This is a genomic window from Streptomyces tanashiensis (assembly GCF_014648895.1).
GTDB lineage: Bacteria > Actinomycetota > Actinomycetes > Streptomycetales > Streptomycetaceae > Streptomyces > Streptomyces tanashiensis.
This window is the reverse complement of sequence record NZ_BMRZ01000013.1, coordinates 162554-177840: the sequence shown is the minus strand read 5'-3', so window position 1 is coordinate 177840 and position 15287 is coordinate 162554. Positions and strand designations below refer to the sequence as shown.

12 protein-coding genes and 2 tRNA genes are annotated in these 15287 nt (G+C 73.3%); 3 read left to right on the top strand and 11 right to left on the bottom strand.

Annotated elements, in window-relative coordinates; translation table 11 throughout:
- Window positions 1-97: 97 nt before the first annotated feature.
- Entirely contained in the window at window positions 98-1210 is a 1113-nt protein-coding gene (locus tag IE237_RS30270) for an LLM class flavin-dependent oxidoreductase (RefSeq protein ID WP_189805311.1), read from the bottom strand.
- 327 nt (window positions 1211-1537) lie between these two features.
- On the opposite strand from IE237_RS30270, the gene IE237_RS30265 reads away from it, so the two are divergent.
- Together IE237_RS30265 and IE237_RS30260 are read left to right on the top strand one after the other, a co-directional pair.
- Window positions 1538-2296 (top strand): IclR family transcriptional regulator, encoded by a 759-nt coding sequence (locus IE237_RS30265; RefSeq protein WP_189805310.1) that lies wholly within the window; start codon window positions 1538-1540, stop codon window positions 2294-2296.
- 76 nt (window positions 2297-2372) lie between these two features.
- A tRNA-Lys gene (locus IE237_RS30260) sits at window positions 2373-2446 on the top strand.
- Window positions 2447-2502: 56 nt separating this feature from the next.
- Here IE237_RS30260 and IE237_RS30255 read toward each other — a convergent pair.
- From IE237_RS30255 to IE237_RS30230, 6 genes are all read right to left on the bottom strand, one after another.
- Entirely contained in the window at window positions 2503-3165 is a 663-nt protein-coding gene (locus IE237_RS30255; protein WP_189805309.1) for a response regulator, read from the bottom strand.
- Window positions 3096-4403, bottom strand: coding sequence for a sensor histidine kinase (locus IE237_RS30250; protein WP_189805308.1), 1308 nt, complete (start codon window positions 4401-4403; stop codon window positions 3096-3098). Before IE237_RS30250 ends, IE237_RS30255 begins: the two co-directional genes overlap by 70 nt.
- Before the next feature lie 328 nt (window positions 4404-4731).
- The gene (locus IE237_RS30245) at window positions 4732-6393 is read right to left on the bottom strand and encodes an AMP-binding protein (RefSeq protein ID WP_189805307.1); all 1662 of its coding nucleotides are present in this window, start codon (window positions 6391-6393) and stop codon (window positions 4732-4734) included.
- Window positions 6394-6432: 39 nt separating this feature from the next.
- Complete coding sequence (locus IE237_RS30240; RefSeq protein ID WP_189805306.1) at window positions 6433-7026, bottom strand: lytic polysaccharide monooxygenase auxiliary activity family 9 protein; 594 nt, start codon at window positions 7024-7026, stop codon at window positions 6433-6435.
- Between the two features lie 126 nt (window positions 7027-7152).
- The gene (locus IE237_RS30235) at window positions 7153-8895 is read right to left on the bottom strand and encodes an SPFH domain-containing protein (RefSeq protein WP_229842979.1); all 1743 of its coding nucleotides are present in this window, start codon (window positions 8893-8895) and stop codon (window positions 7153-7155) included.
- 481 nt (window positions 8896-9376) lie between these two features.
- Window positions 9377-10846 (bottom strand): peptidoglycan-binding protein, encoded by a 1470-nt coding sequence (locus IE237_RS30230; RefSeq protein ID WP_189805305.1) that lies wholly within the window; start codon window positions 10844-10846, stop codon window positions 9377-9379.
- A 184-nt stretch (window positions 10847-11030) separates the two neighbouring features.
- Between IE237_RS30230 and IE237_RS30225 the strand changes: the two genes are divergently transcribed.
- Window positions 11031-11104 (top strand) — tRNA-Lys (locus tag IE237_RS30225).
- A gap of 317 nt (window positions 11105-11421) precedes the next feature.
- On the opposite strand, the gene IE237_RS30220 is transcribed toward IE237_RS30225, so the two are convergent.
- The 4 genes from IE237_RS30220 to IE237_RS30205 form a co-directional block, all read right to left on the bottom strand.
- Window positions 11422-12096 carry a class F sortase gene (locus IE237_RS30220; protein WP_189805304.1) on the bottom strand — a complete coding sequence of 225 codons (675 nt, stop codon included), beginning with the start codon at window positions 12094-12096 and terminating at the stop codon, window positions 11422-11424.
- Between the two features lie 2 nt (window positions 12097-12098).
- The gene (locus IE237_RS30215) at window positions 12099-12710 is read right to left on the bottom strand and encodes a hypothetical protein (RefSeq protein ID WP_189805303.1); all 612 of its coding nucleotides are present in this window, start codon (window positions 12708-12710) and stop codon (window positions 12099-12101) included.
- Between the two features lie 74 nt (window positions 12711-12784).
- Window positions 12785-13564, bottom strand: a complete 780-nt coding sequence (locus IE237_RS30210; RefSeq protein WP_073807786.1) for an HAD-IIA family hydrolase — start codon at window positions 13562-13564, stop codon at window positions 12785-12787.
- A gap of 80 nt (window positions 13565-13644) precedes the next feature.
- A complete protein-coding gene (locus tag IE237_RS30205; RefSeq protein WP_189805302.1) occupies window positions 13645-15186 on the bottom strand; it encodes an alkaline phosphatase family protein in 1542 nt (513 codons plus the stop codon).
- Between the last annotated feature and the right edge of the window lie 101 nt (window positions 15187-15287).

Genomic DNA, 15287 nt, shown 5'->3' with positions numbered 1-15287 from the left:
CGCCCGCCACCATCGGTGACGAGCGGTTTAAGGTTCACTTAGGGGAGGACGGTGGTTCGTTCGGGAGTGAACCAACCGGCCATCGAATTCTCGCGGTTCACGCCTCCGGGGACTCCTGAGACCGCGCCGGGTCGTCCGGCAGCTCCGGCAGCTCCGGCAGGCCGTACGCGTCGGCGATGAGCTCATAGCTCCGCACCCGCTCCGGACCGCCGTGCCCGTTGGCCGTGATCATCAGCTCGTCCGCGCCGGTCCGCTTCCGGAGGTCGTCCAGGCCGTCGCGCACCTCGTCCGGCGCGCCGTACACGACGTTCGCGAGCCAGCCGTCCACGAACTCCCGCTCGGCGGGGCTGAACCCGTACGCCTCGGCCTCCTCCGGCGTCGGCACCAGACCGGGCCGCCCGGTGCGCAGCCGCAGCATCGCCAGCGCGCCGGCGAGGACCTCGCGGCGGGCCCGCGCCGCCTCCTCGGCGGCGAACGCGGAGACGCCGATCATCGCGTACGGGGCGTCGAGGACCTCCGAGGGCCGGAAGGACTCCCGGTAGAGGCCGAGCGCCGGGATCGTGTTCCTGGCCGAGAAGTGATGGGCGAAGGCGAAGGGCAGTCCCAGCACGCCCGCGAGGCGCGCGCTGAAGCCGGAGGAGCCGAGCAGCCAGATCGGCGGCCGCCCCTTCGGGCCCTGCACCGGCCCCGGCACCGCGTGGATCCGGGCGTACGGGTGCCCGTCCGGGAAGTCGTCGTCCAGGAACCGGGTCAGCTCGGCCAGCTGCTCCGGAAAGTCGTCCGCCCCCTCGTTGAGGGTGGCGCTGCGCCGCAGGGCGGCGGCCGTGGCCCCGTCGGTGCCGGGCGCGCGGCCGAGACCGAGGTCGATCCGGCCCGGGGCGAAGGCCTCCAGGGTGCCGAACTGCTCGGCGACGACGAGCGGCGCGTGGTTGGGCAGCATGACGCCGCCCGAGCCGAGCCGGATGCGGCTGGTGTGCGCCGCGAGGTGGGCGAGGATCACGGCCGGGGAGGAGGAGGCGACCCCGGGCATGGAGTGGTGCTCGGCCACCCAGTGCCGGTGGAAGCCGCGCCGCTCGGCGAGCCGGCTCAGCTCGACGCTGGTGGCGAGCGCCTGGGTCGCGGTCCGCCCGCTGCCGACGGTCACCAGGTCCAGTACGGACAGCGGTACGGGCGCGGTCCCCCGCGCCTCTCCTCGAATAGCGTCGGTCACCTTCGCGACCCTCCTCGGCACACGTGCGGATGCGTCCAGATACAACCGTTCAACAACAGGAGGGTGTCTCCGCTTATTCCGCTCCGGTCGCGCGGCGGAAAATTCTCCGGTTCGCCGGTGGCCGAACACCGACCCCGAGCGCCCCGGCGCACGCCCCTGACCTGAGACTCTGTGCACCACTCATGACATGGGCATATGCCAGGGTGGCGAGCCGCAGCCCAGAGGCCGGATCCTCCGCATCATTCTCGCCAACAGCCGCCCCGTAGACGGCCCTTGGCGGCTATCGTGGTACGAAAGCTTGCGGTCACAACCTGGTAGGGGGAAACCGTGGCGCTGAAGCCCGAGCCCACCGCGCCGTTCCACTCGGTGCAATACGCCCTGCGCGTCCTCGAGACGGTCTCACGGCACGGTGGCGGAGTGACAGACGTCCAGATCGCGCGCGAGACCGGCCTGCCCGTCGCCCACCTGACCTCGCTGCTCCTCATGCTCCGCCGCGAGGGGTACGTCGAGCAGGTCGCCGACGGCGCGTACGTGATCGGGGACTCCCTGGTCCTCCTCGGCTCCGGCCTGACCCGCCGCGAAGCCCTGGAGGCCAAGCTCCAGGAGACCCTGACCGAGCTCCGCGACTCCGTCGGCGCGGCGGTCTACATCAGCCGGTACATCGACGGCGAGGTGAAGATCACCCAGTTCGCCGACGGCCCGCGCACACCCAAGGTCAACGAATGGGTCGACTTCCGCTCGGCCGCGCACGCCAGCGCGGTCGGCAAGTGCCTGCTCACCCAGCTCGACCAGAACGGCCGCCGGGACCATCTCTCCCGGCACAAGATCGCCCGGCTGACCTCCCGGACGATCACCAGCGAACGGATCCTCTTCTCCAAGCTCGACAGCCAGCCGGCCACCGTCCCCGTGCTCGACCTCCAGGAGTACGCGGTGGGCACGGTCTGCGCGGCCGTCCCGCTGACGGCGGGCTCGGCCGTGGGCTGCCTGGCGCTCTCCCTGCCGATCGAGCACGCCCACCGGCTGCGCGCGGCGGCCGACACGCTCAACCGGCGAGCCGCCCCGGTGGTCCTCTCACTGGCCCTCTGAGGCGGCGGACGGGACCGGTCCCGCGGGGTGGTCGGAAGCACCCCTCGGGACCAGGTAGTATTTTCTCTGTCAGCAGGCGCCGCTAGCTCAGTTGGTTAGAGCAGCTGACTCTTAATCAGCGGGTCCGGGGTTCGAGTCCCTGGCGGCGCACAGACAGAGAAGGCCCCCTCACTTCGGTGAGGGGGCCTTCTTGTCGTGCCCTCCTGTCACGCCCGGAGGTAGGTGAGGACCGCCAGGACCCGGCGGTGGGTGTCCTCGGCCGGCGGCAGATCCAGCTTCGCCAGGATGTTGCCGATGTGCTTGCCGACGGCGGCCTCGGTCACGACCAGCCGGCGCGCGATCGCCCCGTTGGAATGCCCCTCCGCGACCAGGCCCAGGACCTCGCGCTCGCGCGGGGTCAGCGCCTCCAGGGGATCCCGGTGCCGCCGCAGCAGCTGCCGCACGACCTCCGGGTCGACGACCGTGCCGCCGTCCGCGACCCTCGCCAGGGCGTCCGCGAACTCCTCCACCTGCCCGACCCGGTCCTTCAGGAGATAGCCGACGCCGGTGCCGTCCCCCGCGTCGAGCAGGTCGGCGGCGTAGCTGCGCTGCACGTACTGGCTGAGCACCAGGACCGGCAGGGCGGGCCGCTCGGCGCGGAGCGCGACCGCCGCGCGCAGGCCCTCGTCCTGGAAGCCGGGCGGCATCCGGACGTCGGTCACCACGATGTCGGGCTCGTGGGCGGCGACCGCCTCGCGCAGCGCGTCGGCGTCACCGACGGCGGCGACGACCTCATGGCCGAAACGGGCCAGCAGCCCGATCAGCCCCTCCCGGAGGAGGACGCTGTCCTCGGCGAGGACGACACGGAGCTTTCGGACAGTGCGGGACACGGGATCTCCACTCGCAGGAGGGTCGGCCCGCCCGGCGGGCTCATGATCGTCAGTGTGCCATCGAGGACCGCGATCCGGTCGGCGAGTCCGGTGAGCCCGGAGCCGCGGGACGGGTCGGCGCCCCCGTGCCCGTCGTCCTCCACGTCGAGCCGCAGGACGCCGTCCCCGTGCCGGGCCGTGATCCGCGCCAGGCGGGCGCCGCTGTGCTTCCCGATGTTCGCGAGCGCCTCGCAGCCCGCGAAGTACGCGGCGCTCTCGACGCTCGCCGGCAGCCGGGGCAGCGAGGACACGTCCGTGTCCACCGGGGTGACGGAGCGGTCGGCGGCGTCGGCCAGCGCCGGGCCGAGCCCGTAGTCGGCGAGGACCTGCGGATGGATGCCGCGGATCAGCTCCCGCAGCTCCGTCAGGACCTGCCCGGCCTCCGCGTGGGCCTTGGCCAGCTGCTCGGCGAGCGGACCGCCCGGCGGAGCGTCGAGCCGGGCCAGGCCCAGGGTCATGGTGAGGGCCACCAGGCGCTGCTGGGCCCCGTCGTGGAGATCGCGCTCGATCCGGCGCCGCTCGGCCTCGAAGGCGTCGACGAGCCGGGCGCGCGAGGCGATGACCTCGCCGATCACCCCCTGCCGCTCGGTCTCGCGAGGGGTGAGCAGGGCCCGGGCGAGGGCGGCACGGGCGCCGGCGACGGCGGCGAGCGGGTAGGCGAGGGCCACGAGGAGGACCGCACCGACGAGGGCGGCCCCGAGAGCCTCCGGATACGAGGTGACCAGGTACGCCTTCACGACCTTGGTCTCCTGGCCGTCCACGGCCAGCCGGAAGGGGGCACTGAGCAGCGCGAGCGGCAGGCCGACGCCGACCGCGAGCACGAGGAGGTCGAGCGGCCACAGGACGGTGGCGAGCAGCAGCACGTACGCCAGCTCCCGCCACGTGGCCTGCTCCCCCGCCCGCACCCGGAGCCACGCGGCGAGGCCGGGTGCGGAGGGAAGGCGGTGCGGGTCCGGGGCGGGGTCGAGGTCGACGATCCTCAGCCGGAGGCGCTCGGCACGGCCGAGGGCGATCCCGGAGAACAGGAGCAGCGGCAGCCCGAGGAGGAACAGCGAGAACACCCCGAGGACCAGGAACACGATCCCGGCGGCGGCCCCGACGAGCCCGCCGGACGCGAGATACCCGACGGCCCGCCAGGGCCAGGGGCCGAGGGGGAAGCGGGGGCGGGTGAGGGCCTGCCAGGGGGTACGGGGGTCCATGGGGGCAACGCTAGGGCGCGGGCGGGCGCAGCACGATGGTCCTGCCGGGCGAAGCGAAGGTATGGCTGGGCCTACCCCCCGTTGTGGGCAATCGTTCCGCTGGGGCGGAACGGGTGGGCACAACGGAACGGCGCCCGTGCCGGCGCCAGAGGTTCCCGCGCCTGAACCCGCACCCCTTCATGCGGCGCACTGGCGGTGCGGGTCCAGGCACGGAACGCGGAGGCGCCGCGAAGGGCGCCGTCCCGTGTGCCCACCCGTCCCTCCCCCAAGGACTTCGTCCAGGGGGACCCCCATGCGGGACGATTGCCCACACGGACCGGGGGTCCGGCTACGGAAGGGGGCGGCCGTGGGCCGTGTACTCCCCCAGGAGCGCCGACATCGCCCCCGGAGTCATGGGTTCGTACGGAGCCCCCTGCGCCGGCCGCCACCAGACCGGGTCCCCGCAGCGGAACGCGGCCCGCCGCAGCGCCACCCGGTGGATCTTGTTCGTGGCCGTGAGGGGCAGCTCCCGCATCACCCGGACGAAGCGCGGCGGCATCTTCGTCCCCAGGTCCCGCTGAGCCGCGAGGAAGGCCGCGAAGGCCGCCGGGTCGAAGACCTCCCCGTCCCGGAGGGCCAGCGCGGCCATCACCTGGTCCCCGGCCACCGGGTCCGGTATCGCGTAGACCGCGACGCCCGCCACCCGCTCCCAGCGCGCCAGGATGTGTTCGATCATCGCCGCGGCCAGGTTCTCGCTGTCGACCCGCAGCCGGTCGTCCGTACGGCCCGCGAAGTAGAGGAAGCCGTCCGTGTCCCGGTAGAAGAGGTCGCCCGTCCAGTACCAGCCGCCGCGCAACCGCGCGGCCTCCGCCTCCGGGTTGCGCCAGTAGCCCTCGAAGGGCGAGCGGCCCCGGTTGACGAGTTCGCCGACCGCCTCGGTGGCGTTGAGGAGGTCGCCGGCCGGGGAGAAGCGGGCCGGAGGGCACTCCTCGCCCGTGTCGGAGGAGATCACCGCCAGGTCGTCCCCCGGGGCCGCCCTGCCGATCGCCCCTGTCGGCGTGTCCGGGGTCCGCTGGATCGCCGCGCCGCCCTCGGAGGAGCCGTACCCCTCCACGAGCGGGACCCCGAAGCGCTCCCGGAAGCGGGCCGCGTCCACCGCGCCCGCCTCCGTGCCGAAGCCGAGCCGCAGCGGGTGCGCGCGGTCGTCGGGGCCGGGCGGGGTGGCGAGCAGGTACTGGACGGCCCGGCCCACGTACGTGAAGTACGTGGCGCCGAAACGGCGTACGTCCGGCAGGAAGCGGGAGGCCGAGAAGCGGGCCCTCAGCGCGACCCCGGCCCCGGCGGTGAGCGCGGGCGCCCAGTCGGCGATCACGGCGTTCCCGTGGAACATCGGCATGCAGATGTAGTGGACGTCGTCCGGGCCGACGGAGAAGTGCGAGACGAGCGAGGCGCCGGCGGCCGCGAGCCGCCCCTGGCTGCACAGGGCCGCTTTCGGCGCACCCGTCGAACCGGAGGTGAAGGAGAGCAGGAAGCGGCTGTCGGGGTGCACGGGGCCGAGCTGTGCGTCGCCGGGGCGCGCGTCCCCGTACGGGGCGAGGAGCTCCCGGTACGCCTCGGTGTCCGTGACCAGGATCCGCAGGCCCGGCAGCGCGAGCCCGTCGAGGAGCGGCAGGTGGGCGCGCTGGGTGACGAGGACCCGGCACGCGGTGTGCCGGATGTCCCGGGCGAGTTCGGCGCCGCGCCGGGTGGGGTTGATCCCGGCGACGGCGGCCCCCGCGAGGGCCGCCGCGCTGAGCCAGAGCGGGTACTCCGGCGTGTTGTCGAGCAGGATGCCGAGGTGCGGCTCGCCCCCCGGCACGGGTGGCATCAGGTCCACGAGCAGGGCGGCCCGCGCGGCGGCGCCCGCGGCGACCTGGTGGTGGGTGAGGGTGTGGTGCTCGTCCCTCAGGCCGATCCGGTGGTCGCCCCATTGGCGCCGTACGAGCTCCGCGACGGTGTCCGCGCTCCTCATGGGCCGGACCTTAGCTGACGTGCCGTCAGAACTGAATGGTCAGAACTTGACGTCCGAGCAGGCGTAGAAGGCGTTCGCGGTGTCCGCGATCGTCCACACCGCCAGGATCAGGTGCCGGCCCGTCTTGCCCGCCGGGATCGTCCCGGAGTGCGAGAGCGTCGCCGGCGGCTGCTGGTTGTTGTAGGGGACGGTCAGGAACGGCTGGGGGTCGAGCGCGGCCCGGGTCAGCTTCTGACTCGGGTCCCAGCCGTTCTTGGTGATGTAGTACTTGAAGTCGGTGGTGCGGTGCCTGGCCGTGAACTGCCAGCGGAAGCTGTAGCTCTGCCCCGCCGTGAGCTGCGTCGTCGGCCAGGCGCCGCCCCGGGGGTCGTCGAGCTGCGCGAACTGCGAGAGCCCGGCCGAGCAGATCTTCCCGTCGGCGGGTCCGGCGGCGGGGAAGCCCTTCGGACCCTCGACCGACTGCGGCTCCCACTGTATGGAGCCGCAGTTGGTCACGGTGCCGTTGGCGCAGAGCTTCTGGCGGCTGATCGGCGAATCGGTGTAGCCGTGGCTGCCGGCGGTGCCGGTGCCCAGGAGGGTGACGCCGGCGACGCCGAGCGCCACCACCGCCGCCCCTGCTGACTTTTTGCGCATGCTGTCGCTCCAGGAGAACGTGGGGGAGTTCCGGTGGGCCGTGCGCGCGTACGGTACTGCTTCACTTGCACTTTGGTCTGGACCAAGTACCAAGGTATGGAGGGAAGTTGAACATGTCCATCCCCGTCACGCACCCTCTACAGGCCCCGTCCTGCCCGTGTAGAACGCCACCGTCAGGTCCTTGACCAGCGCCTTGCGCTCATAGTCGTCCAGCTCCACCAGACCACGACTGGTCAGCCGGTGGACCACGTCGTCCACCGCGTCCACCACCGAGGTCAGCACGCTGTCCCGGTGCTTCGCGTCGATCGCCGCGATCCGGCGCCGGCGCATCGCCGCCGCCACCTCCGGCGCGTACTCGATGCGCGTCGGCTGCGCCGAGAACACGTCCACACCGACCGGGGCGCACTCCGCCGACAGCATCCGCGTCAGGGCCTCACCGACCGCCTCCGCGTCCCGCAGCGTCGGCGCGTCCTCGTGGAAGGCGTCCGCCGGAAGCTGCGAGAGCACCCGCGCCATCGCGGCCTCCACCTGCTCCCGCAGGTAGTCCTCGTGCCCGTCGACCCCGAGCTCCGCCCGGACCGTGTCCCGCACCCGCCACACCACCAGGACGGTCACGTCGAGCGCGGTGCCCTTCGCGTCCACCGCCGACAGCGGCTCACTCCGCCAGTGCCGCAGCCGGACGTCCACCCGGCGGCGCAGCAGCAGCGGGCTGACCCACAGCAGGCCCGTACGGCGGACCGTGCCGCGGTAGTCACCGAACAGGGTCAGCACCCACGCGTAGCCGACCCGGCCGCGGCCGAGACCGCCCAGCGAGAACAGGGCGAGCACCACGCCCAGGGCCAGCAGGGCCCACTGTCCGAGATGAATGCCGTGGTACGGGCGCGCCGGCAGCCGCAGCATCCGCGCCGCCTCGGCGGGCACCGCCCCGGCCCACCACACGACCGCCGCGCACCAGGAGACCGCCAGCACCCCGGCGACCACGCCCATCCACCCCGGCAGCACCGGCCCGGGCCGCTCGACGAGCGCGGCATCGGCGGTCGGTGCGGGCCGCGAGGCGACGCCCTGCGGGTGGGATGGGGACGGGGCCGTGACCTTGGACCGGTCCTTCGGCCGGCCCTTGGACCGCGCCTCGGCCTTCGACGCGGGGTCCGGCTTGGCCGGGGCCTGGACCTTCGAGGGGCCCGGGATGGCGGGCCTGCGGCCCACCGCCGGAGGGGTGGGCGCGGCCATGGAGATGGTGTCGGGCCCCCCGTCGTCGCCCACCGGAACGGGAAGGGTGGTCTCCGGCTCGTCCCGGAAGAGCAGGTGCACCGGGATCGAGCCGGTGGTCTCGGTCCCGATCACGTTCTTGCGCCGCGCGACCCGGACCACGGCGGCGACGGGCATCGCGACGGCCCCGACCCCCGCGCCACGGATCCGCCCGAAGTCGAGCGCGTCGGCGGGGACGGTGGCGGTGGGCGTGGGCGTGGCCTTACCGGCGGTCTCGTCGGCGGTCTTGTCCGTGGCCTTGTCCGTGGCCTTGTCCGTGGCCTTTCCGACGGTCTCGGCGGTGGTCTTCACGGTGGGGCGGTCGCCGCCCGGGGCCGAGGCAACGGCCCCGGGGCCGTTGCCCTCCCGGCGCGCGCCGGAACCGGCGGCGGCCGGGGCCTTGGCCGTGGCCGCCGTCGACGTACCGCGGGCAGGCCCGGTCGGCGCCGCGCCGGAGGCGGTCCCCGCCGGAGGACCCTGCGTGTCGCCGGAAACAGCCCCCGCCGGGGGCACCGGCACCGCGCCGGACGCGAGCCCGACGGAGGCCGGCGTGGCGGAGGCCGGCGTGGCCGCAGCCCGCGCGATCCCCGGCGTGACCGACACCGGCTCCGGTACGGACACGGATCGCGCGGAAACCGGCACCGCCGTACCGGACTCGGGTCCCGACGCAGCCGACACCGCCGTACCGGACACAGGCCCCGACGCAGCCGCCACCGCCGTACCGGACGCGGATCCCGCGGCAGCCGACACCGCCGTCACGGACACAGGTCCCGACGCAGCCCGCCCCACCGTGTCGGACGCAGGCGCCGCCGGGGACGTCCCCGTCTCGGCCGGAGCCGGAGCCGGAGCCGACTCCGGCCGCGTCTCCGGTGCCGTCTCCTTCACGGGTCCGGGCTCGGGCGCCGGTGTCGGCGGGCCGGAGTCCGGGCCCGGCGAGGACGACCGCTCCCGGAGCTGGTCCGGCTCCGGTGGGGACGTGCGGGGGAGAGTGCCGTCCGTCAGGCGTCTGGCCGTGCGGGCCGCGTCACGCGAGGCCGCCGCGCCGGAGTCCGCGGGGTTCGGGGTCGATGCCGTCATTCGGGTCCACCTCATGCTCTCGGGGTCATCGGAACAAACGCCGCCAGGTCTCCGGGCCCGGGTAGCCGTCGGCCGCTGCGCCGCGCCAGCCCTGTGCCCGCTGGAACGCCTCGACGTTGCGGCGGTCCGCCTCCGTCCAGCGCGGACCGGGTCCCGACAGGTAGTGCTTGCCGAAGCCCCGCTTCACCAGTTGTTTGCCCAGCTTCTCCACATATGCGTTGGATTGGCCCGGACGGAAGTAGCCACGCCCGGGAAACCCCGTCGCATTCGTGCTGGGACCGCCCGAACCACTCGAACCGCCGATGTCCTTGCCCCCGCCGGTCACGAGGAGCTTCCACGTCTGCGGGCCGGGCAGGCCGTCCGCCTCCCTGCCCTTCCAGCCCTGCGCGAGCTGGAACGCCTGGGTCGCCCGGCGGTCCGCCTCGCCCCACTTCGGGCCGGGCCCGCGGGTGTAGAACTTCTTGCCGCCGCGCTCGACGAGGAGCTGTCCGAGCCGGGTGACGTACGCGTTGTTCGCGCCCGGGCCGAACCTCCCCGCCCCCGGGTACGGCGCCGCCTCCGTGGGCTCCGCGCCGCCGCCGGTGGCGCCGCTCACCACGCCCTTGTAGCGGTAGGCCACGTACCGGTCGGAGTTCTCCCAGTACGCCATGGGCGTCGCCTGCTTCCGCGTGCGCGGCTTCGTCTGCTCGTAGGCGGTGTAGGAGGTGTGGGTGTAGTCGGTCCAGCCGCCGAAGATCGTGACGTGCGAGCCGCGGGTCGGGTTGGCCGGGTTGTGGAAGAGGAGGATGTCGCCGGGCTGGAGCTCGGTGCGGTCGATCCGTTCGGCGAATCGGTCGAGGCTGCCGGTCCACTCGTTGCTGCGCAGGTTCCAGGCCATGGAGATGTAGCCGGAGCAGTCCTGGCGGTACCCGTCCGACCAGTACTTCTCCATCGAGTACGGGACCTGTGCGGAGACCCACTTCTTGGCCCGGTTGATGATCTCCGCGCGGGTCGTCGGCCGCAGCGCCTCCGTCGCGGTCTGACTGGTCGTCGGAACCGCGATCGGGCCCGGGTCCGGGCCGGGTCCCGGTGCGCCGTGCAGCGGCCCCCGCCCGCCCTGCGGAGTCTCGGGCCCCGGCCAGGGGGTGTCGACCGCGCCGGCCGAGTCGGAGGGCGGGGCCGTCGCCGGCTCGAGAAGGACCGCCGGGGCCGCGAACACCGGGTCGCCGTCCACCGGGTCCGCTTCCGGCGCCGCGCCCGGCGTGTCTGCCGGCGCGTCCGCCGGGGCGAGCGGGCCCGACGGGCCGGTGAGGGCCGTCGCCGCTCCGGTCCCGCCCCCGCCCAGGACCACGCCCGCCGCCGTCACCAGGACCAGCGCCCGGCGGGCGCCGTGCGCAGCCGGGTGGCCCCCCGCCCGGACGGGCAGACCCAGGGCGAGGTCACGCCGCTGCCGGGCGCAGCCCGGGCAGCCGCAGTCGGCCGCGGGTTCGAACTCCTCGAAGACCGGCACGCTCATGCGATTCCCCTCCACACTCGTCAAGATCTTTTTGACCCTTGTTTCGGGCGTCAGTGTCTCAACTGTCTGGACAAATCGCATTTTGACGGATCGAAGGCCTCATACGACCATCCGACAGGCCGGAGCCGACCGGTATTGGTCAGGAGCACACCCTCACGTCAGGTAGAGTTCTCTCTGTCAGCAGGCGCCGCTAGCTCAGTTGGTTAGAGCAGCTGACTCTTAATCAGCGGGTCCGGGGTTCGAGTCCCTGGCGGCGCACGCAGAGTCAAGACCCCCTCACCGATGGTGAGGGGGTCTTGGTCTTTCTCCGGGCGTTTCGCTTCAACTACCGTGCGTCGTCGGCCAGTTACGGCACATCCCTGGGCCGGGCGGGCGCAGGGCCTCTACAGTGTGCGGAACCCCGACCTCCCGCGGCGGCACCGGGCTCCTCCCGCGGCCCGTGAGTCCCGCGGTCGAGGACCGGCCCGGTCGGCGGCGGCCCGGGACGCGGCCCCCGCCGACCGAGGCCCGGTCCGCCGTCGCCCCCGCCCGCCGAGACCCGGCCCCGCCCCCGTACCGCCCAGCCGCTCGGCTGCTCAGCCGCTCGACGCGCCCGATCCCGTCAGGTACGCCGAGACCACCACGTTCGCCGTGTACGTCCCCGCCGCCCGGTCGAAGGTGCCGCCGCAGGTGATCAGGCGGAGCTCGGCGCGGTGGGGGTCGCGGGCACCGTAGACCTTGCCCGCGTCGAAGTCCTCGCGCGGAAAGACCTGGACGTCGTCGACGGTGAACTCGGCGATCGATCCGTCCGTCCGGGTGACACGGACCTTCGCGCCCGGGCGGGCCGCGCTCAGGCCGTAGAAGACGGCCGGGCGGGTCTCGGTGTCGACGTGTCCGACGAGGAGGGCCGCGCCGGCCGCGCCCGGCCGGGTGCCGGAACCGAACCAGCCGACCGTGTGCGGCATCGCGTACGGCGGCGGATCGACGGCGCCCGTGTCGTCCAGGCCGCGCGCCACGACCGGCGCGCTGATGCCCAGGGAGGGGATGTCGACCCGCCGGGGCGCGAGGCCCGGCAGCGGGTCGCGGGCCGGGGGCAGCTCGACTCCGGGCGGGCGGCCGACCGCGGCGATGTCGCCGGTGGTCGGCGCGGAGCTGCCCCCGGGGCCGTCGGTGGCCTCACGGCCCCAGAGCCAGAGCCCGGAGAGCAGGACCGCCCAGGTCACGCCGGTGACGAAGCGCCCGGTGCCCGCCGGGCGGGTTCCGGACGACACGGTCACTCCCCGCCGGTACCGGTACCCGTGCCGGGCCCCGCGGCGCGGCGGCGGGTGCTGCGGAAGGCGACCGCCACGGCGGCGATCGCGGCCATGCCGAGGCCGAGCAGGGTGTACGGGGTGCCGAGGCCGCTCTCGGAGGTCGTCTGGGCGACACCGGGGGCCGCCGGGGCGGCGAAGGCGGCGGTGCCTCCCCCGCCGGCCCGGACCGGGGCGACCGGGCTCGGGTGGTGGGTCGGCCGGTGGGTGGGCTCCTGGTGGTGCTTGACCCGTACGGTGCCGACGTCCCGGTGCTCGTGTCCGTCGCAGACCACACTGACCTTGTACGTACCGTCCTGGAGGCCGGACCTGATCGTGGTGTCGCCGAAGAGCGGGTGACCTCCGCCGTCCCTGCCGGTCAGCTCGGCGTCGGCGACGAACGCGTGGGACGTGGCGGCCCCGGTCGTGCCCTTGCACCCCTGGACGCGGACGTCGACGTCGGCGCCGGGCGAGGCGGTGGACGGGGTGACGGTGGCCTTCACCCCGTCGTGGGCGGACGCGCCACCGGCCGCCGGTGCCAGTACCAGCACCAGGGCCGCCCCTGCGGCACGGAGAGCAATGGGACCTGAACGCATCGTGACCTCCTGATAATGGCAGGGTCACCCGGATCCGTGCTTCTCGCATCCGCAGGGGAGGGACGCCCTTCCCCTCACACGCGGTCGACGATGTCCGCGATCGACGGGACGATCTTCGACGGGCGGAACGGGAAGCGGTCGATCTCCGCCTGCGTCGTCAGGCCGGTCAGGACCAGGAAGGTCTGCATGCCCGCCTCCAGACCGGCCAGGATGTCGGTGTCCATGCGGTCGCCGATCATCGCGCTGGACTCGGAGTGGGCGCCGATCGCGTTGAGGCCGGTGCGCATCATGAGCGGGTTCGGCTTGCCCGCGAAGTACGGCTCCTTGCCGGTGGCCTTCGTGATGAGCGCGGCGACGGAGCCGGTGGCCGGGAGCGGGCCCTCCAGGGACGGGCCGGTCTCGTCGGGGTTGGTGCAGATGAAGCGGGCGCCGGCGTTGATGAGACGGACGGCCTTGGTCATCGCCTCGAAGGAGTACGTACGGGTCTCGCCGAGCACCACGTAGTCCGGGTCGTGGTCGGTGAGGACGTAGCCGATGTCGTGGAGGGCGGTGGTGAGGCCGGCCTCGCCGATCACGTACGCGGTGCCGCCCGGGCGCTGGTCGTCGAGGAACTTGGCGGTGGCGAGGGCCGAGGTCCAGATGTTCTCGACGGGGACCTCCAGGCCCATCCGGGCGAGGCGGGCGTGCAGGTCGCGGGCCGTGTAGATCGAGTTGTTGGTGAGGACCAGGAACGGCTTCCCGGTCTCCCGCAGCTTCTTGATGAACGCGTCGGCGCCGGGGATCGGCACGCCCTCGTGGATGAGGACGCCGTCCATGTCGGTCAGCCAGGATTCGATCGGCTTGCGCTCTGCCATGGGTGCGGGACTCCTGCCGTACAAAACGTGCGGTGTGCTGGGGGCGCCGCGACAGCGCTGTGGCGACGCCCCCAGGGTAGTCAGGATGTGCTGATCTTGACCCCGTCGATCGTCCAGTACCAGTTGTTGGAACCGGTGTAGCGGAAGCGGAAGCTCACGCTGGAGGCGCCGGCGGGGACGGCGACCGTGACGGACTGGGGCTTGGAGAGGACGTCGGCGGTGTAGCTCCTGACGACTGTCGGCGTGCCGCCGTTGAAGCTCGCGAGGATCTGGGCGGTCTGGCTGCCCTCCTGGCGGTAGAGGGTCGTGAAGTCGAGCGTCACGGCGCTCGCGCCGGAGACGGTGTACGCGGGCGTGACCAGGGTCGAGTCGTACGTACCGGAGAAGGACTTGTCGGCCCACTCGTCGGAGTCCGCGACGGCGAAGACGCCCCGGGCGCGGACGTTGAGCTCGCGGGACTGGTCGCGCTGGGCGCGGGACCAGAACTCGTCGGTGGCGAAGGACCAGCCGCGCCACTCGGTCATGCCGCCGGTGCCCATGGCGTTGTTGACGACGGACCAGCCGCTGGGCGCGGTGTGGGTGAAGCCGAGGATCCCGGCGGGGATGCCGGTCTCGTCGACGCGGCCGGTGAGCGTCCCGTAGAGGCTGTCGAAGGGGTCCGTGGAGCGCTGCTGTATCGGCTTTCCGTCGAGGCCCCAGGCCGGGTCGGGGGCGATGCCGAGCTGCTGGAAGACGGTGGCGGCGACGTCGACGAGCCGGGTGTCGATGGGGCGGGCGCCGGCGGCGATGCCGGGGCCCTGGGCGAGGACGAAGGTGCGGCGCTCCTCGATGGTGGAGCCGCCGTGGCCGCCGGCGTCGGTGTGGCCGTGGTCGGTGGCGACGATGACCGTCCAGCGCTCCGTGGCGTACGCCGGGCGGGCCTGGATCGCGGCGAGGAGCCGTCCGAGGTAGCCGTCCTGGACGTCGATGGCGTCGAGGTACTTGGGGCTGGCGGCGCCGTGGTTGTGGCCGATCTCGTCGGTCTCGCCGAAGTAGACGAAGAGGACGTCGGGGTTCTGGTTGCGGAGGACGTCCTCGGTGATGTCGGTGATCAGCTTGTCGTTGACGACGTAGTCGTTGTTGTAGACGAGCTTGGCGTCGGCGCCGGGGGTGACGGTGCCGTGGGTGTCGAGCTCGGGCCAGTCGACGGCGGCGAAGAGCGAGAGTGCGGGGCGGACCTGGTGCAGCCGGGCGAGGAAGCCGGGGTACTGGCCGTAGTTCTTGCCGGTGAAGGTGTTGTCCTTCACGCCGTGCTTGTCGGGCCAGACGCCGGTGGAGATCGTGGACCAGCCGGGACCGGAGGAGGTCGCGGCCATCGGGTCGGCGTAGAGCAGGGAGCGGCCGTAGGTGCCGTTCGCCATCAGGGACTTGAGGGCGGGGGCCTTGGCGGCGTCGATCCGGTCGTGGCGCAGGCCGTCCATGCCGACGACGAGCACCTTGTCCTTGCTGGTGCCGTTCGGGAGCGTCGGGGCGGTGACGGCCGCCTGGGCCGCGGGGGCGGTGGCGAGTCCGGTGGCGGCGACGGCCGCGGTGGCGCCGGCGGCGGCGAGCACGGTGCGGCGGGAGATGCCGTTGATCGGCATGTCGGAGTCCTCCGTGGAGTCCGTGGAAGGTGTCTGGGCATGGCAACGCCCCTGATTTCCCAGGGGCGTTGGTCCGTACCCGTTATCTTTCCGCGATGTTC

What these genes read in the sequence shown, in the direction of transcription:
- IE237_RS30210 (WP_073807786.1), bottom strand. Translation starts at nt 13,564, where the DNA reads ATGGCAGAGCGCAAGCCGATCGAATCCTGGCTGACCGACATGGACGGC.
- IE237_RS30230 (WP_189805305.1), bottom strand. Translation starts at nt 10,846, where the DNA reads ATGAGCGTGCCGGTCTTCGAGGAGTTCGAACCCGCGGCCGACTGCGGC.
- IE237_RS30240 (WP_189805306.1), bottom strand. Translation starts at nt 7,026, where the DNA reads ATGCGCAAAAAGTCAGCAGGGGCGGCGGTGGTGGCGCTCGGCGTCGCC.
- IE237_RS30245 (WP_189805307.1), bottom strand. Translation starts at nt 6,393, where the DNA reads ATGAGGAGCGCGGACACCGTCGCGGAGCTCGTACGGCGCCAATGGGGC.
- IE237_RS30215 (WP_189805303.1), bottom strand. Translation starts at nt 12,710, where the DNA reads ATGCGTTCAGGTCCCATTGCTCTCCGTGCCGCAGGGGCGGCCCTGGTG.
- IE237_RS30250 (WP_189805308.1), bottom strand. Translation starts at nt 4,403, where the DNA reads ATGGACCCCCGTACCCCCTGGCAGGCCCTCACCCGCCCCCGCTTCCCC.
- IE237_RS30205 (WP_189805302.1), bottom strand. Translation starts at nt 15,186, where the DNA reads ATGCCGATCAACGGCATCTCCCGCCGCACCGTGCTCGCCGCCGCCGGC.